The sequence below is a fragment of the Flavobacterium sp. ACN2 genome (genome assembly GCF_002303885.1).
Taxonomy (GTDB): Bacteria; Bacteroidota; Bacteroidia; order Flavobacteriales; family Flavobacteriaceae; genus Flavobacterium.
Window position 1 is genome coordinate 20,008 of record NZ_MRCM01000012.1, and the last position, 21,876, is coordinate 41,883.

9 protein-coding genes are annotated in these 21,876 nt (G+C 35.6%); all 9 read left to right on the forward strand.

What is annotated here, in order from left to right:
- The first annotated feature begins 108 nt into the window (after positions 1–108).
- The 9 genes from BSF41_RS15105 (at position 109) to BSF41_RS15145 (ending at position 21,864) form a co-directional block, all read left to right on the forward strand.
- A complete protein-coding gene (locus tag BSF41_RS15105; protein ID WP_253251839.1) occupies positions 109–3,432 on the forward strand; it encodes a glycoside hydrolase family 2 TIM barrel-domain containing protein in 3,324 nt (1,107 codons plus the stop codon).
- Between the two features lie 233 nt (positions 3,433–3,665).
- Positions 3,666–7,034 (forward strand): glycosyl hydrolase, encoded by a 3,369-nt coding sequence (locus BSF41_RS15110; protein ID WP_253251840.1) that lies wholly within the window; start codon positions 3,666–3,668, stop codon positions 7,032–7,034.
- Between the two features lie 161 nt (positions 7,035–7,195).
- Positions 7,196–8,620, forward strand: coding sequence for a sialate O-acetylesterase (locus BSF41_RS15115; RefSeq protein WP_095930340.1), 1,425 nt, complete (start codon positions 7,196–7,198; stop codon positions 8,618–8,620).
- Between the two features lie 159 nt (positions 8,621–8,779).
- The gene (locus BSF41_RS15120) at positions 8,780–11,107 is read left to right on the forward strand and encodes a DUF5703 domain-containing protein (RefSeq protein WP_095930341.1); all 2,328 of its coding nucleotides are present in this window, start codon (positions 8,780–8,782) and stop codon (positions 11,105–11,107) included.
- Between the two features lie 7 nt (positions 11,108–11,114).
- On the forward strand, positions 11,115–13,574 hold the full coding sequence (locus BSF41_RS15125; protein WP_095930342.1) for a polysaccharide lyase family 1 protein: 2,460 nt from the start codon (positions 11,115–11,117) through the stop codon (positions 13,572–13,574).
- Positions 13,575–13,810: 236 nt separating this feature from the next.
- Complete coding sequence (locus tag BSF41_RS15130; protein WP_095930343.1) at positions 13,811–15,829, forward strand: glycoside hydrolase family 127 protein; 2,019 nt, start codon at positions 13,811–13,813, stop codon at positions 15,827–15,829.
- 200 nt (positions 15,830–16,029) lie between these two features.
- Positions 16,030–17,016, forward strand: coding sequence for a pectinesterase family protein (locus BSF41_RS15135; RefSeq protein ID WP_095930344.1), 987 nt, complete (start codon positions 16,030–16,032; stop codon positions 17,014–17,016).
- 4 nt (positions 17,017–17,020) lie between these two features.
- Positions 17,021–17,803 carry a rhamnogalacturonan acetylesterase gene (locus tag BSF41_RS15140; RefSeq protein ID WP_095930345.1) on the forward strand — a complete coding sequence of 261 codons (783 nt, stop codon included), beginning with the start codon at positions 17,021–17,023 and terminating at the stop codon, positions 17,801–17,803.
- 668 nt (positions 17,804–18,471) lie between these two features.
- Positions 18,472–21,864 carry a SusC/RagA family TonB-linked outer membrane protein gene (locus tag BSF41_RS15145; protein WP_095930346.1) on the forward strand — a complete coding sequence of 1,131 codons (3,393 nt, stop codon included), beginning with the start codon at positions 18,472–18,474 and terminating at the stop codon, positions 21,862–21,864.
- The last annotated feature ends 12 nt before the right edge of the window (positions 21,865–21,876 follow it).

Sequence of the window (21,876 nt, forward strand, 5' to 3'; positions counted from 1 at the left end):
GGAGAAATCTCCACAAGTAGCTACGCACAGGATGGCTGCCAATCTTTGTAGAATATCGTGCGAAGATTTCTCGTTCCTCGAAATGACAAAAGAACTAAAAATAAAATAATGTTTAAAACCAATCATATTCAGCAATTTTTCAACTTTCGACTTTCGGCTTTCGATTTTTTGACTGTAATTTTACTATTCACACCTTACGCAATAAACGCCCAATCCGTAACAGGAGAACCAGCGGGAATCCCAGAATTGCATAAAAAATACGAATTTGCTCCTTGGGAAGATCCAACGATAACAAGTATCAACAGACAACCATCAAGAGCGACGGCTTATTCATACTCAAGTGTTGAAGATGCTTTAAAAGGCGACAGAACCAAAAGCCGAATCCAAATGCTGAATGGCGATTGGGATTTTAAATATGCAGTAAATTTAAAAGAAGCTTCAAAAGATTTCTATAAAAATACAGTTTCAGGCTGGGATAAAATCGAGGTGCCTTCAAATTGGGAAATGAAAGGATACGATAATCCAATTTACAAAAGTGCCGTTTATCCGTTTAGACCCATAAATCCGCCTTATATACCTAAAGATTATAACGGAGTCGGTTCGTACCAACGCAGTTTTACCGTTCCAGAAAACTGGAAAGATATGACCGTGACTTTGCATTTCGGAGCCGTAAGTTCAGGTTTTGAAGTTTGGTTAAACGGAGAGTTTTTAGGCTACGGAGAAGATAGTTTTTTACCATCAGAATTTGATATTTCGCCTTATTTAAAAGCAGGAGAAAATGTAGTTTCTGTTCGTGTAATTCGTTGGACAGATGGTTCTTATTTAGAAGATCAGGATCACTGGCGTATGAGCGGAATCCAGCGTGAAGTTTTCATTATGGCCGAGCCGAAACTGCGTATTCAGGATTTCTTTGTTCAGACCAAATTAGACAAACAATACACAGATGCGATTTTTAAACTGCGTCCAAAAGTAGAAAATCTTACAGGTGAAAAAGTCAAAGATTATACAATGAATGTTCAATTGTACGATGCCAATAATACGGCAATGTTTAAAGAACCGCTTCAAAGACCTGTGATTGATTTGATTAATGAAAGTTACCCTCGTTTGGATAATGTTCGTTTCGGATTCTTCCAAGAAACCATCAAAAATCCAAAAAAATGGAGTTCAGAGGAACCGAATTTATACACGATGGTCATTTCTATAAAAGATAAAAACGGCAATGTTACAGAAGCCAAAAGCTGTAAAGTTGGTTTCCGTTCGATTGAATTCTCAAAAGAAAACGGAAAAATGCTCATCAACGGAAAAGAAACTTACGTTTATGGCGTAAATCGTCATGATCATCATCCAACAAGAGGAAAAGCGGTTACGAGAGAAGATATCAAACAAGATATTACCACGATTAAAAAGTTTAATTTCAACTTTATACGTACAAGTCATTATCCAAATGATCCTTATTTCTACGAATTATGCGATCAATACGGTATCATGGTAATGGATGAAGCCAATCAGGAAACACACGGAATCGGAGGGAAACTAAGCAACGATCCGCTTTGGACAAATGCTTATATGGAACGAATGATTCGAATGGTTGAAAGAGACAAAAACCATCCATCGGTTGTCATGTGGAGTTTGGGTAACGAAGGCGGAAAAGGACCAAATCATGCTGCAATGTCGGGCTGGGTTCACGATTTCGACATTACACGTCCTGTACATTACGAACCAGCGCAGGGAAATGCAAAATTAGATGGTTACATTGATCCGCTTGATCCGGGATATCCAAAAACAATTGATCACGCTTATCGATTCGAAAATCCGCAAGATGATTCGTATGTTGATATGGTCAGCCGTTTTTATCCGGGCGTTTTTACACCGAAATTTTTAGTCGATCAAAAGAAAGATACTCGTCCGATTATTTTCGTAGAATATTCTCATGCGATGGGGAATTCAGTTGGAAATTTAAAAGAATTATGGGATGAATTCCGTTCACTTCCAAGAGTAATTGGAGGCTGTATTTGGGAATTTAAAGATCAGGGGATCGTGAAATTTGATTCAAGATCTGGTCAGAATTATTTTGCGCACGGAGGAGATTTTGGCGAGAAATACCACGACGGAAACTTTAATACAAAAGGAATTGTAGATTCTAACGGAAAACCAAAAGGTTCCATTTTTGAAAACAAATGGGTATATCAGCCAGCAATTTCAACTTTAAACGGAAATCAATTAGAAATTAAAAATCGTCAGGCCGTTAAATCGTTAGAAGGTTATATTCCGGTTTTAAAAGTGTTGGAAAACGGAAACGTAATCAAAACTCAGATTTTAAAACCATTTAAAGTAGAAGCAGGACAATCGACAACTTTAGATATCAGTTCGTATCTGCCAAAAATGAAAGCTGATGCGGAATATATTTTAAATATAGAATTCCAGCTTTCAAAGGATGAATTATGGGCTTCAAAAGGTTACGCTGTCGCGGAAGATCAGTTTATATTGAAAAAGAAAGATACCGTTTCTCCAGAATCTAAAAAAGAAATTTTAAACGTTTCTGAGTCAGATTCAGATTTTAAAATCAAAGGAAAAACTTTTGATATTACAATTAGAAAAACAAACGGAGCTTTGAGTTCTTATATTTTTAACGGAGAAGAACAAGTTTTTGCGCCGCTATTACCAAACTTCGTAAGACCGCTTACAGACAACGATAAACGTGGATGGAAATCGCAAAAATTGCTGAAACAATGGTACAAAGCAAAACCAAAATTGGTTAACATTTCAATTGATAAATCAGGTTCTGAAATCAAAATCACAAGCGATTACGAAGTTATAAAAGATAGTGCGAGCGTAAAAGTGATCTATAATATTTTACCAAACGGATTAATAAAAGTAGATTACAGTTTAAAAGCATCAAACAAATTACCAAACATTCCAAAAATCGGAATGCAGATGGGAGTTCAAAGAAAATTCGATCAGATTTCATGGTACGGAAAAGGAGAATTGGAAAATTACAGCGATAGAAGTTTTGGTTCATTTGTTGGTAAATATTCACTTCCAATAAATGATTTTATCGAACATTATCCAAAACCACAGGAAAACGGAAACAGATGCGATGTCAGATGGATGGCGCTAAGCACTCCGCAGAAAAACAACGGATTTTTAGTAGTAAACGATACCAAAGTTCTAAGTATTAGCGCATGGCCGTACACACAGGAAAATCTAAGTGCATCAGGACATACATATGATTTGAAAGATCCAGGATTTTTGACGGTAAACATCGATTTAATCCAAATGGGAGTGGGAGGAAATGATAGTTGGACGATTGTTGCACAGCCATTAGAACAATATCAGATTAAGTCTGGAAATTATGAGTATAGTTTTTATTTGATGCCTTTTAACGGTTCAAAAAATCAATTGGAAAATAGTTTGAAGAAGTTTAAATATTAGTAATTGAGAATTTAGAATTAAAAAGGAATCTGCTAAATCAGCCAAATCTGCGAGAGTAAATTTTTCCCGCAGATTTTGTAGATTTTGCAGATTTGTAAAATCAATTAGAAGTTAAAGATACAGTTTGTCATTTCGACGAAAGGAGAAATGACAAAACAAACGAATAAAAACCTGTCGGGTTTACAAACGAAAATAAAACAGTAAAAATGTTTCAAAAAAAACACCTCTTTTTTATGCTCCTTTTAGCAAGCATTGTCTCTGCACAGGAAGTCTATAAAAAAGAAACCACTTTTCAGCCAACATTAGAATCCTCAAGACCTTGGGTGTATTGGTATTGGATGAAATCAGCATATTCTAAAGTTGGAATTACAGCCGATTTAGAAGCCATGAAACAAGCCGGAATTGCGGGCGCTTATTTAATGACGATTAAAGGACCAGCCAATCCGCCATTGATAGATCCGCCAGTTTTACAGTTGTCGCCAGAATTTTGGGATATGATTCATTGGGCTTTTAAAGAAGCAGATCGTTTAGGTTTGAAATTGGCTTTTCACGGAGCAGACGGATTTGCCGTTGCTGGCGGGCCTTGGATTACACCAGAAATGTCAATGCAGAAAGTTGTTTGGTCTTCAACTGAAATTTTAGGTGGAAAGAAAGTTGCGCTAAAATTGCCAGTTCCAGAACACTATAAAGATTATTATAAAGACATTGCCACTTTTGCTATTCCGATAAAAGAATACCAAATTACTTCGCAGATGCAACTGCCAAAAGTGACCACATCAAACAATACCGATGCTTCTTTTTTAGTTGATCCTAAAAAGGACGAAAACTTCAAGTTTGCCGATGCAGGTTGGATTCAGTACGAATTTGCACAGCCTTTTACCTGCAAATCTATTGTAATAGAAACCAAAGGAAGAGATTTTCAAGCACAACGTCTGATTGTGGAAGTGAGTGATAATGGAATCAATTTTAGATTCCATGAAAGATTGATTGCACCACGCCACGGCTGGCAAGACATGGATTTCCCAAATACGCATACGATTACGCCAGTTACAGCAAAATATTTCAGATTCGTTTATGATCCAAAAGGAACAGAACCTGGAGCAGAAGATTTGGATTTTGCGAAGTGGAAACAGAATCTGAAAGTCAGTAAAATTATACTTTCGAATCAATCGTTGATTAATAATTACGAAGGAAAATCTGGAGCAATTTGGCGTTTGACTCCGCAGACTACTGAAAAAGAAATTCCAAGTTCTGACGCATTTAAAAAATCAGAAATTATCAATATTTCGAATTTTGTTGATGCTGATGGAAACTTGAATTGGAAAGCGCCAAAAGGTAAATGGAAAATTATCCGAATGGGACACACTTCGACTGGACATGAAAATGCAACTGGCGGAGCAGGAAAAGGATTGGAAGTAGATAAATTTAATCCGGAATTAATCCGTTTTCAGTTAGATCATTGGTTTGGAGAAGCTGTTCGTTCAGCTAGTCCAGAACTGGCTTCAAAAGTTTTAGAAATTCTGCATTTTGATAGCTGGGAATGCGGAAGCCAAAACTGGTCTTCGGTTTTTCAGGCTGAATTTAAAAAGAGACGTAGCTACGATCTTGTAGATTATTTTCCAGTTATGGCGGGAATTCCGATAGAAAATGCCAATTTTTCAGAGAAAGTTTTATACGATGTTCGAAAAACAATTGCCGATTTAGTAGCTGATAATTTCTACGGAACTGTCGCTCAAATTGCAAAAGAACATAACGTTAAGTTAAGTTCAGAAAACGTCGCGCCAACAATGATGAGTGATGCTTTGCTGCATTATAAATATGTCGATTATCCGGGTGGTGAATTTTGGCTGAAAAGCCCCACACACGACAAACCTTTTGATATGGTCGATGCCATTTCTGGCGGACATATTTACGGAAAAGATATTATTCAGGCAGAATCTTTTACCGCTCTGCGTATGGATTGGGACGAGCATCCCGGAAATCTAAAAACAACGGCAGACCGCAATTACGCTTTAGGAATTAACCGTTTATTCTATCACGTTTTTGTACATAATCCGTGGACCGACAGAAAACCGGGAATGACATTAGATGACATCGGAACTTTTTTCCAGAGAGACCAAACTTGGTGGAAATCCGGAAAAGCGTGGTTTGATTATTGCCAAAGAGTGCAGTTTCAATTACAAAAAGGAAAACCAGTAATTGATTTGGCCGTTTTTATTGGTGAAGATTTTCCTTCCCGTTCTTTCGTGCCGGATCGTTTGGTACCGTTTATTCCGAATGTATTTGGCACAGCAAGACTCGAAAGCGAGAAAATCCGTTTAGAAAATGAAGGTCAGCCAACGGCAAAAATGCCAAAAGAAGTGACCTATTCTAAAAATATCACCGATTTATCACAATGGATTAATCCTTTAAATGGTTATCAATACGATTCTTTCAATGCCGATGTTTTAATCAACAGAGCGAAAGTGGTAAACGGAAAAATTTCGTTTGATGGCGGAATTGAATACGGTGCTTTATTCTTCCCAGGAATTCACAAAATGGCACCAAATAAGATTTTATCTTTGGCTTCCGCCGAAAAAATCCTGCAATTGCTAAAAGATGGAGCAACCATTTTTGTGGACGAAAAACCGAACCTTCTGTCGGGAATTCAGTCAGAACCCGATCAAAAGAAATGGCAGAATGTAATTGATGAAATCTGGAATAATGCCAATTCATCAACATGGAAAATTGGAAAAGGTACGGTTGTCAAATTGCCATATTTAGGAAATGATTTTGCTTCCATCGGAATTACTCAAGATGTTTATTTTCCAAATTTAAATAGAGCTGATTCTGAAACATTAGCTTGGGCACATCGCAAATCAGAAAGTGAAGATTTATATTTCCTTTCGAATCAAAAGAATGAAAAAAGAGTATTTGATGCATCTTTCAGAATTTCAGGAAAAGTGCCACAATGGTATAATCCTGTGACAGATCAAACTTCGGCTTTAGCCAATTGGGAAATAGAAAACGGAAGAACTATAGCTTCTATAACTTTAGATTCAAACGAATCTGGTTTTGTGATTTTTAAAGAGGAAACCAATGAAGTTTTAGCAAAAGGAAAATCTTCTGAATTTGAAAAAGTTAAGACTTTAGATGAAAATTGGGAATTACAATTTGATACAGAATTTAAAGGTCCGAAAGAAGTCGTGAAAACCAATAAACTTTTTGACTGGAGCACTTCTGAAAATGATCAGATTAAGTATTATTCAGGAACTGTTATTTACAAAAAAGAGTTTATCTGGAAAGGAAAAGATAGCAATAAAACTTGGTTGGATTTAGGCGAAATGGCCAATATTGCCGAAATCAGAATCAACGGAAAAGATTGCGGAACGCTTTGGACTTTACCTTTCAAAATAGATATTTCAAAAGCTTTACAAAAAGGAAAAAATTCAATAGAAATTAAAGTCACAAATACTTGGGCAAATAGATTAATTGGCGATCAAAAATTGTCAAAAGAAGAGCGATTGACATGGACAACAGCGCCATTTCGTCTGGAAGGAGAGCCTTTGTTGAAAGCGGGATTATTTGGGCCGGTTATGATTTTGAAAGAGAAAAATAAATAAAAATTTAGCCACAGATTAAAATGATTATTTGGATTGTCACCCTGAGCGAAGTCGAAGGGCGTTTCAATTGTAATCGGGCTTCGGCTTCGCTCAGCCTGACATAACTAAAACTAATAATCCTTTTTAATCCTCTAATCTGTGGCAATAAAAAATAAATCAAAATGAAAAAATCAATTATTGCGTTATTAACGATTTTAGCAAGTTTTCAAATCAATGCAAAAATCAAATTACCAGTTTTGTTTACTGATAACATGATGTTGCAGCAAAAATCCAACGCACCCATTTGGGGCTGGGCAGAAAAGAACGCCAATGTGGTAATCAAAACTTCTTGGGATTCTAAAACCTACAAGGTAAAAGCAGACATTTCAGGAAAATGGAAATCAGAATTACAGACTTCTTCTTTTGGTGGCCCATACACGATTGAAGTTTTAGAAGGAAATGAAAAAGTAACCATCAAAAATGTTTTGTTGGGCGAAGTTTGGCTTTGTTCTGGACAATCCAATATGGAAATGCCATTGAAAGGATTTCAGGGACAACCTGTTAAAAATGGAAACGAAATCATTGTAAGATCAGCCAATAAAAACATTCGTTTGATTACAATTCCAAGAGCGACTGTTTTAGAACCATTGCAAGATTTCGAAGGAAAATGGGAAGAAGCTTCTCCAAAATCGACTTCTAATTTTAGTGCAACGGCTTGGTATTTTGGATCGCTTTTACAGGAAGTTTTAAATGTTCCCGTTGGTTTGATTCATGTTTCGTACGGAGGTTCGAGCATGGAAGCATGGATGAATCAGGAAATGCTGAAAGATTTTGCAAGCGCTAAAATTCCGACCACAAAAGAAGAATTGGCAAAAGATCCAAATCGTGTTCCGACGACTTTATTTAACGGAATGCTTTCGCCTGTAATTGGTTATGGAATCAAAGGCTGCATTTGGTATCAGGGAGAATCGAATTACGAAAGAGCAAATGAATATACCGCTTTAATGAAGAAAATGGTCAGCAGTTGGAGAACGTTGTGGAATCAGGGAGATTTTCCTTTTTATTTCGCTCAGATTGCGCCGTTTAATTATGCTTCATTTCATCCAAAAGATTATTTAGAAAAATACAATTCGGCTTATTTGAGAGAAGCGCAGTTTAAGGCTTCTAAGGAAATTCCAAACTCAGCAATGGCGATTTTAATGGATGTTGGAGAAGAAAACAATATTCATCCAATGGACAAGGAAAAAGGAGGAAACCGTTTGGCTTTTCAGGCTTTGGCGAGAACATACGGAATTGAAGGTTTCGAATTTGAAAGTCCAAAATACAAATCGATGGAAATTAAAGAGGGTGCTGTAACGGTTTCTTTTGATGATGTAGCTAACGGAATTACGTCTTATGATAAAGAAGTTTTAGGTTTTGAAATAGCGGGAGAAGACAAAGTTTTCTATCCAGCTAAAACTGTGGTAAGAAGAAAATCAGTGGTTTTGACTTCGGATAAAGTAAAAAATCCAGTTGCGGTTCGCTATTTATGGAAAGATTTCGCAAAAGCAGAATTGTTTAGTGCTGGAGGATTGCCGGTTTCTTCGTTTAGAACAGACGAGTGGTAATTGTGAATTGTGAATTGTAAATGATTAATGAGTTTAACGACTAGTTTGTCATTTCGACGAAGGAGAAATCTTCGCAAGTAGCTCCGCAATCTTTGTCGATCATGCAACGAAGATTTCTCCTTCGTCGAAATGACAAAAAAACTTAAAAAAGAGTAAAAATTGAAATACATTAAATACATACTTCTCTTCACCACGCTTTGTATTAAAGCGCAAATCCCTACACTTGATAATTACAATCAGGTTTGGACAAAACAAAGCAACAATTCATCAGAATCGATGCCTTTGGGAGGCGGTGATATTGGCATGAATGTCTGGGTAGAGAAAGGTGATTTGTATTTCTATTTTTCACGAAGCGGCACTTTTGACGAACATAATACTTTATTGAAATTAGGACGTGTAAAACTGACTTTAAGTCCGAATCCTTTTGAGGGAAAAGAAGGTTTTCATCAAGAATTGAAACTTAAGGACGGTTATGTTTTAGTTGGGCAGAATGACACTAAAATCAAACTTTGGGTGGACGTTTTTAAACCGATTATTCATGTCGATTTAGAAAGTAAAAATGCGTTGAAAATGACGGCTTCTTATGAAATTTGGCGTTATCAAAACCGTTATCCGAAAGGAAAAGAAAACAACGCTAATTCCTATAAATGGGCGCCTCAGGGAGAACTTATTACGTATAAAGATTCTATTTCGTTTGAAAATAACGGTATCAAATTTTACCACAGAAATCGAGAAAATACAGTTTTTGATGTAGCGGTAAAACAGCAGAAAATGGAATCGGTAAAATATCAAATGCTGAATCCGATTGCGAATCTGACTTTCGGCGGATTTATGAAAGGTGAAAACCTAAAACCAGACGGAACATATTTAGGGAAATATCAAGATGCTGATTTTAAAGGTTTTAATTTAACAAGCATAAAACGATCCAAAAAATATTCATTAGAAATTTATTTAAATACGAATCAATCTGATTTTTCTGCTTGGAATAATGGACTAAAAAGTTTGATTTCTGCAAACAAAAACAATTCAAAACAAGCCCAAAAAAACACTCAAAAATGGTGGAATAATTTTTGGAACCGCAGTTTTATTTTTACTCAAAAAAATCAATCGGCTGCCAAAGATTCGGTTTATCAAATCGGACAGAATTATCAATTGTTCCGATATATGCTTGGATGCAATGCGTACGGAAAATATCCAACGAAATTCAACGGCGGACTTTTTACGGTTGATCCTGTTTACACCAATAAAGATTTAAATTTTACTCCTGATTTTAGAAATTGGGGCGGAGGAACGATGACGGCTCAAAACCAGCGATTGGTTTATTTTCCGATGGTAAAAAGCGGTGATTTTGATATGATGAAATCGCAATTGGATTATTATTTGAGTTTGCAGAAAAATGCCGAATTGCGCTCGAAAATATATTGGAATCATAACGGCGCTTCATTCACAGAACAATTAGAAAACTTCGGCTTGCCAAATCTGGCTGAATACGAATGGAAACGTCCTGCAGATTATGATCCGGGAATGGAATATAATGCGTGGCTGGAATATGAATGGGATACGGTTTTGGAATTCTGTCAAATGATGTTGCAGCAAAAGGAATATTCAGGAGAAGACATTCAGAAATACAATCAATTTATTATAAGCTGTATTCGTTTTTTCGATGAGCATTATCAATATTTAGCCAAACAAAGAGGAAGAAAAGCTTTAGATGGAAACGGAAAATTGGTTCTTTTTCCCGGTTCTGGTGCAGAAACTTATAAAATGGCAAATAATGCCAACAGCACAATTTCGGCTTTGCAGGTAATTACAGGAAGTCTTTTAAACCTTTCTTCAGAACAATTGTCAAAAGAAGAATTGGAATACTTAAAAGGATTTCAAACAAGGATTCCACCTTTAAATTTCGGGCAGATTGAAAATCATAAAGTTTTACTTCCTGCCAAAACATGGGAACGAGTTAATAATTCGGAAGTTCCGCAATTGTATCCTGTTTATCCGTGGGGAATTTACGGAATCGGAAAACCTGATTTAGAAACGGCTTTAAATACATGGAAATACGATTCTGATGCTTTAAAATTTAGAAGTCATGTCGGATGGAAACAGGATAATATTTTCTCGGCTCGTTTGGGTTTAACCGAAGAAGCGATGAAATATAATACAATGAAAATGGCGAATTCAGACCGACGTTTTCCAGCTTTTTGGGGTCCAGGATTTGATTGGGTTCCAGATCATAATTGGGGCGGATCGGGAATGATTGGTATGCAGGAAATGCTTTTACAAGAAGCAAACGGGAAAATTTATCTTTTCCCAGCTTGGCCAAAAGAATGGAATGTTCATTTTAAATTGCATGCCAAACAAAACACAACAATTGAAGCCGAACTCATGAATGGAGAATTGAAGGTTTTAAAAGTAATTCCAGAAGAAAGAAAAAAAGACATTATAAATCTGTTAGGAAAATCTGAAGCAGAGAAAATGAAATTAAACTAAGACAAAAATGGTAAAGAGATTAGTGTATTCTTTTGCGCTGGCAATGCTTTTGACAGCAAACGGACAAGCACAATCAGTTCAAAATACTGATAAACAAATTGTAAAGGTTGACTTTGATTTTTTTCAAAGAAGACTAGAAGAAGTTCACGATCCAAGTTATGATTCGTGGGTGATTAACGAAGGAAAAGAAGCTGAAAAATCATTTAATAATGTGTCATTTAAATTAAAAGGAAACTTTACATCAAAATGGTACAAAGTTGGGATGAGTGCTCCACATTATAACAAATTGGGAAGTGACGGTTTGGTTACGGCTGAAAATTTAGAATTGAAAATCAGCGGATTAAAAGCAGGAAAACATACACTTTTGACATTTCATAACGCTTTTGATGTCATTACAGGAAAAACTTTTTCTCCAATCAAAATCTTCGTTAACGGAAAACTTCAGGAAACGGTAAATGCAAGTCAGAGAGCGAATGCAAAAGTAGATGTAGCAATGGCGTATATTACTTTTACTGCGGAAAAAGGAAAAGACGTAATTGTTCGTTTTGAAATTGACTCAACAAATAATCCTGATATTGTAAAACAAATCGTTATTAATGGTTTTGAAATTGATACGCCAAATTTAATGAATCAGGCGCGTACTCCAGAACCAAAAAACAGAGACGAACATGTTGAAGTAAATAAAAATTTGATTCTAAAATGGGATGCTCCAAATAGTGTTGCAGCGCATAATTTTTATTTTGGTGAAGACAAATATGCTGTAGAAAAGGCAACAGAATCCTCAAAAGAGTTCAAAGGAAAACTGATTGATAAAAATTTTACAGTTTCAGATTTATACAGCGGTACAACTTATTATTGGAGAGTGGATGAATTGGATAATAAAGGTGAAGTAACTCAAGGAAATGTATGGTCTTTTAAACCAGCACAATTAGCATTTCCGGGAGCAGAAGGTTACGGACGTTACGCAGTTGGGGGACGTGGCGGTAAAGTAATTGAAGTAACGAATTTAAATGATGATGGACCAGGAAGTTTACGTGATGCTATCAATCAAGAAATTGGACCGAGAACGATTGTTTTTAATGTTTCTGGAAATATAAAACTAGAATCGAGATTAGTGGCAAATCAGCCGTATATCACTATTGCGGGACAAACTGCTCCAGGCGAAGGAATTACGATTAGCAGAGCTCCAATAGGCTTGACAGGAAATGATGGTGTTATGAGATTTCTAAAAGTTCGTATCGGCGGAGGGAGAACATTCGATGGAATGGGATTAACGGGTGCAGATTATAGTATTATCGATCATTGCTCGATAAGCTGGACAATTGATGAGTCGTTTAGTTCACGTGGAGCGCATCACATTACGTTACAGCGAACTTTAATTTCTGAGGCGTTAAATGTTGCTGGACACGGTAAATATGAAGCTGGAAAAATGCACGGTTATGCAGCAACAATTGGCGGCGATATCGGAAGTTTTCATCATAACTTATTGGCTCATAATTATGGACGTAATTGGAGTATTGGCGGTGGTTTAAGCGGTGACGGATTCTACACAGGAAGATTGGATATTACAAATAATGTGGTGTACAATTGGGGTAAAAGAGCAACTGACGGTGGTGCAAACGAAGTTAATTTTGTAAATAATTATTATAAACCAGGAGCTTCAACAGCAATTTTTGTGGCGCTGAATGCACAGCACGAAGGCGTTGGAAAAGGTATGCAGCGTTATTATTTTGACGGAAATGTTATGCCGGGTTATTTTGATGAAAAATCGCAGGAAAAAGGAAGAAAATTTACTACAACAAATAAAGAGAAAGTAGAATATGAAACTTTTGTTGATCAACCATTTTTTCCTTCATATGTAAAAACGCAATCAGCTAAAGCGGCGTATAAAGATGTACTTTCTGATGTTGGAGCAAATCAGCCGTTTTTTGACAAACATGATAACCGAATTATTAATGAAACTTTAAAAGGAACTTTTACTTATAAGGGAAGTAAAAGCGGTTTGGGAGGTATGATTGATAACGAACAAGATGCAGGCGGATGGCCAAATTTTGTTTCAGAAACTCGTCCAGCAGATTGGGATACAGATCATGACGGTTTGCCAAACTGGTGGGAAAAAGCTTTTAGTTTGAACGAAAATTCGCCAGCTGGAGATTTTTCAGATGCGAATCAAGATACTGACAAAGATGGATTTACGCAGTTGGATAATTATTTAGATTGGTTGGCTCAACCTCATTATTTTGTAAATTCTGGGGAGAAAAAGACTTTAAGTGCTGTAGATTATTTCAAAGGTTATGAAAAGAAACCTGTGTATACTTTCTCAGAGCTTAAAAATGGAAAAGTAGTTTTAAAAGGAAAAGAAATTCAGTTTACAACCGTTGAAAAAGGATTCGCTTCTTTCGTTCTAACAGTAAAAGATGCAGACGGAGATTCAATGAGCAGAACTATTAATTTCTTTATTAAATAAAAAAAGGTTTCACGCAGATTTTGGCTGATTTACGTAGATCTGCGCAGATTTTAATTTTAAAGAATAGAAATCAATAAATATCTGCTAAAATCTGCAAGATCTGCGTGAAAAAAAACTCAGAATAGGAGATTATAATAGATTAAAGAAAAAAATAAATCAGCGCAATCTGCTAAATCTACTTGAAAAATTAAGCTCTCGCAGATTTAGCAGATCCAGCAGATTAAATTAATGTCAAAATGAAAAAGAACATCATCATATCATCTTTATTTCTTTCAACCGTAATATTTGCGCAGAACAAAGGTTTGGTTGCGAATTCAGAAAGTCCGTATTCGAAATTGCAAAGCGTTGGCCTACAAGATGTAAAATGGACAAACGGTTTTTGGAAAGAACAATTTGATGTAGAAACCAAAAACACGCTGCCGTATATGTGGGATTTGTATCATAACGATGAGATTTCGCATGCTTACAAAAACTTCGAAATTGCAGCAGGTTTAAGCAAAGGAACTTTTAAAGGGCCTTCATTTCATGATGGTGATTTCTACAAGATTTTTGAAGGAATGGCGGCAACGTATGCCGTAACAAAAGATAAAAAACTAGATGCAGAAATGGATAAAGCCATTGCGCTTTTCGCGAAAGTACAGCGCAAAGACGGTTATATTCATACTCCTGTTTTAATCGATGAACGTTGGGGAACTTTAGGCCCGGAAGAAGTAAAAAAACAATTGGGTTTCGAAAAATACAATATGGGACATTTAATGACTGCAGCTTGTATTCATTATCGTGCCACGGGTAAAACAAACTTCCTGAATATCGCAAAAGGTGTTGCCGATTTCTTATATGATTTCTACAAAAAAGCTTCACCAGAATTGGCGCGAAATGCAATTTGTCCGTCTCATTATATGGGAATTGTCGAAATGTACAGAACGACCAAAAATCCGAAATACTTAGAATTGGCTAATAATTTAATTGACATTCGAGGAACTACAAATGATGGAACCGATGATAATCAGGATCGGATTCCGTTTAGACAGCAGACAACCGCAATGGGTCACGCTGTAAGAGCAAATTACCTTTACGCCGGAGTTGCCGATTTGTATGCAGAAACGGGAGAAAAGAAATTGTTAGACAATTTAGAATCGATTTGGGATGATGTAACGTATCGTAAAATGTACATTACAGGTGGCTGTGGTTCTTTATATGATGGAGTTTCGCCAGACGGGACTTCTTATGATCCAACTGTAGTGCAGAAAATTCATCAGGCTTACGGAAGACCTTTTCAGTTGCCAAATGCGACGGCTCATACCGAAACTTGCGCCAATATTGGGAATGTGTTATGGAACTGGAGAATGCTTCAAATTACGGGAGATGCCAAATATGCTGATATTGTAGAATTAGCATTGTATAACAGTGTACTTTCTGGAATGGATTTAGAAGGAGAAAAATTCTTGTATAACAATCCGCTGAATGTTTCTAACGATTTACCGTTTCACCAAAGATGGGGGAATGAACGTGAAGGTTATATTGCTTTATCAAATTGCTGTGCGCCAAACGTAACCAGAACGGTGGCTGAAGTTGGAAATTATGCTTACAATATCTCGAAAGAAGGTTTGTATGTAAATTTATACGGAAGTAATCAATTGAAAACAAAATCTTTAAGCGGAGAAGAAATCGAAATTGATCAGCAAACGAATTATCCTTGGGACGGAAAAATAACTTTGAAAATTATAAAAGCTCCAAAAGATTTACAGACTTTCTTTTTAAGAATTCCGGGTTGGAGTCAGAATGCTGAAGTTTTGATAAATAATTCAAAAATTAGTGATAAAATCGTTTCGGGAACTTATCTACAATTAAACCAAAAATGGAAAAAAGGTGATGTGATCGAATTGAATCTTCCAATGCCGGTTGAATTGATGGAAGCGAATCCGTTGGTTGAAGAAGTTAAAAATCAGGTTGCTGTAAAAAGAGGACCTCTGGTGTATTGTTTAGAATCAGATCAGCTTCCTGCGAAAATAAGTGTAAATGATGTGGCTTTGAATTTGAAATCTAAATTTACAACTAACAATTTCATACTGAATAATAGAAATTTAGTAAGCATTGATGCAGAAGCAGTTATAAATTCGAATAATTCATGGAATAAAACGTTGTACAAACCGCTTTCTTCTAAAGATGCAACGGCGGTTCCAATAAAATTAATTCCTTATTTTGCGTGGGGAAATAAAGGAAAAGGTGAAATGACGGTTTGGATGTCGCATTAATTTTGGACGCGGATGAGACGGATTGCCCTTGGCAAAACGCGGATTAAAGCGGATTTTAACCCAACAGTTTGTCATTCCGAGGAACGAGGAATCACACTCGCGAATCGACAAAGATTGGCGATTTAGTTTGCGGAGTTTCTAGTGTGATCTTTCCTTCGTCAAGAGGACAAAACAAAATGGATAAGTAAATTGAAAAACATATGAAATACATTCTAACTCTGTTTTTAATAACAACAATTTCCCTATCAGCCCAAACGCTCGATAATAAATTGACGTTAACCGTTGCACAAGATGGTTCTGGAGATTTTAAAACTATTCAGGAAGCGGTGAATAATGTCAAAGACAATTCAGAAAAACGTGTTGTAATTACTATAAAGCCAGGGAAGTATATTGAGAAATTGGAAATTCCGGTTTCTAAAACTTTCATTACTTTAAAAGGGACGGATAGAAATAAGGCGATTATTTCATTTGATGATTATTCAGGTAAACCGCTTCGTGAACCAGATCCGTCGGGTAAAAAAGAATTCGGAACAGGAACTTCGTATTCTTTCATAATTAAAGGAAACGATTGCACGCTTGAAAATCTTACTGTCGAAAATACAGCAGGAAGAGTAGGACAGGCGGTTTCACTTCATATAAAGAGCGACAGGGTTATCGTGAAAAACTGCAATCTTTTAGGAAATCAGGATACACTTTATTTGTCGGAAGGAAATACCCGAACCTATTTTGAAAACTGTTTTATTAATGGTACAACCGATTTTATCTTCGGTGCTGCTACGGCTTATTTTTATAAATGCACGATTGAAAGTTTAGTCAATTCCTATATTACAGCGGCTTCAACTCCGCAGGGACAAGCCTATGGTTTTGTTTTTGTTGATTGTAAGCTTACCGCAAAAGACAAATCGGTAGATAAAGTATTACTGGGAAGACCTTGGAGACCTTATGCCCAAACCGTTTTCATTAATACAGATTTAGGTTCGCACATTATACCAGAAGGTTGGAATGCTTGGATTGATAATCGTTTTCCAGACAAAGATAAAACCGCCTATTATGCTGAATATGGAAGTAAAGGTTCAAGTGCCAAAGATTTGTCCCAACGTGTTTCTTGGTCGCATCAGTTAAAAAAAGAGGATGTGCAGAAATACAAAATAGATTTAGTTTTTAACGGATGGAATCCAAAAAAATAAACTCATGAAAAAGTTTAGATTTTTTACAATAACATTGTGCTCGGTTTTAATACTGAGCGCTTTTAGCTTTAAGTCGAAAGTAACAACCATTTATTTAATAGGAGATTCTACCGTTGCCGATTATTCGTTAGAAGAAAATTATCAAACTAAAAAATTTCCGCAGGTTGGTTGGGGACAAGTTTTTCAGCCTTTTTTTCAAAAAGACAGTTTAAAACTGGTAAAGAATGTTTTAGGTTCTGCCAAAGAAGTACGAGTAGATGACCGTGCTAAAGGAGGAAGAAGTACAAGAACTTTTTTTCAGGAAGGGCGTTGGGCTTCGGTTTATCAATCGCTTCAAAAAGGAGATGTTGTCATGATGCAGTTTGGTCATAATGATGCTTCTGTAGAGAAAACAGAACGTTATGTAAATATTGAAGGTTACAAAGAGTTTCTTCGACTTTTTATTAATCAGACCAAAGAAAAAGGTGCGACACCAATTGTACTTACTCCAGTTGCTAGAAATTATCCATGGAAAGATGGAAAATTAAGTAATGTTCATGGCGATTATCCGCAGGCGGCTATAGAGGTTGCAAAGGAATTGAAGGTAAAATATATCGATCTGAATGAACTTTCGATGAATTTCTTCTCTTCAAAAGGCCAAGAGTATGTTACTACGAATTACTTTATGAATTTTGAAGCGGGTAAGTTTCCTGCTTTTCCTGAGGGACAAAAAGACAATACACATTTTCAAACACAGGGCGGAATTGAAGTTGCCCGATTGGTTTTTAATGCAATGAAGAAATTATAAGTTTATAAAAATAAGGTAAGCCCGCTAATGATAGGATTTAGCGGGCTTTTTTGTGCCTTCCATTCATCACAAAAATCAAAAAAAAAGCTATTTGCAATTTGTTGGTCAGAATTTACGTTTAAAAATATTTTTTTTTAGTAAAATAAATTAAGTTTTTTTTTGGAGCACCCTGTAGGTATCCTGTATTTGTTTTTGTAAGTTTTTTAATCTGAAAAAAATATACTTAGAGTATTTATCTCTATCGTTTTCGTAAAAATTAGTATTTTCTAAACTATTATCTATCAGCAGTGATAGTAATTAGTTTTGCAGAATATATACTATATGTTTATTTTTGATAACAATCTTATTGTTTTTTAGTCAAAATGAGTTTTTAAATTTTGTTATAAGCAAACATTTGTCTTAAATATTTGGGTTCGTCTATTTTTTCCATTCGTTTTTTATTAATATTGTTTTTTTTGACTGTTTTTTTTTGAAATAACATGATTAAAACAGGATAGAGCAGGACGGTTCTAATGTGTCATCGTCATATTTTTGGAATATTAAAATAAATGTGTTTTAAACATTTAATAAAATTAATTTAAGATTCCATTAAGAAAGATTTTGTTAATAGACAACGCACATTAAACATGACTAACTAACAATTAATAACCTAACCAAAAAAAACATTTATGAAACAAGCACTTATAAAAAGATGTAGTTTTCTTTTGTTTGCACTGATGAGTGTATTGAGTTATGCTCAAAATCAAGTTACAGTAACGGGAACCGTTACAGACAATTTAGGTGGACTATTACCTGGAGTTAACGTAACTGAAAAATCTACCAAAAATTCGGTGACGACAGATTACAATGGAAAGTATCAAATTAAAGTTAAAAGCGGAGGGACATTAGTATTTTCTTTCATCGGAATGAAGAAAATTGAAATTCCTCTTAATAATCGTTCTATTGTCAATGCAAAAATGGAAGACGATTTTAATCAATTAGAAAATATAGTTGTAGTTGGTTATGGTAGTCAGAAGAAAAAAGAACTTACTGGAGCAATTGCTACTATTAAGGCAGATGACTTAATGGATTTACCTGTAACCAATTTATCTGACGCATTAAAAGGATTAGTTCCTGGTGTTACAGTTACGAGTGGTACTGGTCGTCCTGGAGATGCAGGATCTGTTCAAATCCGTCAAACATTTAGTTTGTCTAAAGACGGAGGTTTTAGCACTCCTTTAATTATTATTGACGATATGATTCAGGTTGATCCAAGTAATGGTAAGCCTACATTAGAGCAATTCAACAGATTAGATCCTTCTGAGATTGAAAGTATTACGGTATTAAAAGATGGTTCTGCTGCAATTTACGGTTCGCGTGCTTCACAAGGAGCAATTGTTGTAAAAACAAAACGTGGTAAAGCTGGTAAAGCAAAGTTTTCATACAATAGCCAATTTGCAATAAATGATGCAGTTAGCCATAGTAAAGTATTGGATGCTTATGAATTTGGAGTTTTTAGCAATAGATTTTTTAAATCTAGAGTAGCTGCACCGGCTGTTATTGATCCGGCTACTATCTATTCGGATGCAGAATTGGAGCAAATGAAAGGCTTAAATTATAACTGGTTAAAAGAAGCTTGGAAACCAGCTATTCAGCAAAAACACTCTTTTAATGTGAGTGGAGGTACTGAAGATATTACCTATTTTGCAGGTGCAACTTATTTGACACAAGATGCAAACTTAGGAAATCAAAAATATGATAAATGGAACTTCCGTACAGGTATCAACGCGAAAATTGCTAAGAATTTAGATTTTTCTGCTTCTGTTTCTGGAAACGTTGGAACAGTTGATAAATCATTCACTAAAGCATCATCAAATATTAGTGATGGTAGTTATGCTTCTGCTGCTGGTGGAGAACAAGCAGATTACGGATTCTTGTTACACATGCCACAACATGTGCCTTGGCAAACAACTGTAGATGGTAATCAATATTATGTTTCTCCATTTCCAAATTCAAACAAAAACTTTGGAAGCGCAAATGCAAACAATAATATTGCAGGGTGGAACTATTTTGCCAATTTAAATAATGGTTCACATCAAGTTACTGATGATAATACATTCAATGTAAATGCTTCCTTAAATTATAAATTGGCAGCAGTTAAAGGATTATCTTTCAAAGTTACGTATTCTAGAAATCAAAGTTCAGCTTACACAGAGCAAATTCAATTGCCTTATGATTTAGTTAGAATTAGAGATTATCAACTTCAAGATAAACACTTAGCAAGTGCTGCTAATCCTAGTTTTTATAATGCTACAACAAATCCAACAGGTAGTTATATTTTAGAAACGAATGTAAGAAACTCGAGAGTGTATTATAACAATACAGACGGTAAAAGTACTCAAGGAGATTTCATGATCAACTATGACAGAACTTTTGGAGATCACCAAATTGGAGCCATGGTAGGTGGTGAAGCTTCTGAAGTGTATAATACATTTACACGTTTGGCTTATGAGCAAACAGGTAAAGATTATTTAGGAGATTATCGTACAGCGGGTCAATTAAGCCTTTCTAATAGCCAGGCTACAAAAGTTGAAGGAGGAACGTTGTCTTATTTTGGACGTTTAAATTATAGCTTTAAACAAAAATATTTATTCCAGTTTATTTTACGTAGTGATGCTTCGACAAAATTTGCACCAGAGAATTATTGGGGAACTTTCCCATCTGTTCAAGTGGGTTGGGTAATGTCTAAAGAAAATTGGTTTGAAAAAGGATTACCTTGGGTTGACTTCTTTAAAATTCGTTACTCTATTGGTAAAACAGGAAAAGATAATATTCAGCCTTGGAGATGGGAGCAATATTATGATCTTATCGTAGACAAAGGTTTTCAGTTTGGACCTGGTACAGCTACAGGTGGTGGTGGATTTAATGGAAATGGTTTGACTCCTAGAGTAAATCCAAATAGAAATGTAACATGGGACACTACTATAAAAAACAACGTTGGACTTGATATTAATTTGTTGAAAAACAGATTAAACTTTACTTATGATTTTTATTACGATAAAAATACAGATATGTTAACAGATATGAGCAGTGCTGTAGGTGTGCCAATTTCTGTAGGAGGAGCTTATGCTGAACAAAACTATGGTCAAATTGATGCATGGGGACATGAATTTTCTATTAACTGGAGTGATAAGATAAAAAGTAACATGAGTTACAATATTGGAATCAACTTTAGCTACAATAATAATGAAATCAAAAAATATCCAGATCAAGGAAATCTTGTTCCGTCAAGTAATACGACACGTGTAGGATATTCATCATTTAATCCAGTATGGGGATTTGCAGTTTGGAAAGGAACTTCAACAGGAGATGGTATTTTACGTACAGATGAAGATATTGCAAATTACTGGGCGTATTTAACAGAACGTGCTACAGCAGTTGGAGGAGTGCCAAGATATTTTGATATCAACTCTGTTTCTGGAATGAGAAAAGGATCTTTGGCTTATCAAGATGTTGCTGGACAACTTAATCCAGATGGAACATTAGCACCAGCAGACGGACAAATCATGAAAGAGAATGATTATGTGAAATTGGCTAACAGCAGTAGAACTTATGGTTTTACAACCAATTTAGGATTTAAATATGATGGATTCTCTTTGAGAACTCAAATCGCAACTTCTTGGGGAGGAGCTAATTTTGTAGACTTAGTAAATCAAGGTACATCATCTGCAAACAATATGTGGTCTCGTGAGAGTTTCTGGAGAGATATGTACGATGCTGAGGATAATCCAAATGGTAAATATCCAAACGTAGCACAATGGACCTATATGTCTAGCCCATCAGATTTCTGGCAGCTAAACACTTTCCGTTGTTTTGTTCGAAACTTAAGTCTTAACTATGACATCCCTAAGAAAGTTTTTGCAGATACAAAAATTGCTGCTATAACATTGGGAGTAACAGGTAATAATCTTTGGGATTTATACAATCCTTATCCAGATCATTATAGAAATATGTATGATAATTCTTCTGTAAATTATCCTACACTTAGAACTTGGTCGCTTAATTTTAACGTATCATTCTAATCAAAATTAAAA

Excerpts from the sequence above, each read along its gene's own strand:
- BSF41_RS15135 (WP_095930344.1), top strand. The coding sequence starts at position 16,030 with ATGAAATACATTCTAACTCTGTTTTTAATAACAACAATTTCCCTATCA.
- BSF41_RS15110 (WP_253251840.1), top strand. The coding sequence starts at position 3,666 with ATGCTCCTTTTAGCAAGCATTGTCTCTGCACAGGAAGTCTATAAAAAA.
- BSF41_RS15130 (WP_095930343.1), top strand. The coding sequence starts at position 13,811 with ATGAAAAAGAACATCATCATATCATCTTTATTTCTTTCAACCGTAATA.
- BSF41_RS15125 (WP_095930342.1), top strand. The coding sequence starts at position 11,115 with ATGGTAAAGAGATTAGTGTATTCTTTTGCGCTGGCAATGCTTTTGACA.
- BSF41_RS15115 (WP_095930340.1), top strand. The coding sequence starts at position 7,196 with ATGAAAAAATCAATTATTGCGTTATTAACGATTTTAGCAAGTTTTCAA.
- BSF41_RS15145 (WP_095930346.1), top strand. The coding sequence starts at position 18,472 with ATGAAACAAGCACTTATAAAAAGATGTAGTTTTCTTTTGTTTGCACTG.
- BSF41_RS15140 (WP_095930345.1), top strand. The coding sequence starts at position 17,021 with ATGAAAAAGTTTAGATTTTTTACAATAACATTGTGCTCGGTTTTAATA.
- BSF41_RS15105 (WP_253251839.1), top strand. The coding sequence starts at position 109 with ATGTTTAAAACCAATCATATTCAGCAATTTTTCAACTTTCGACTTTCG.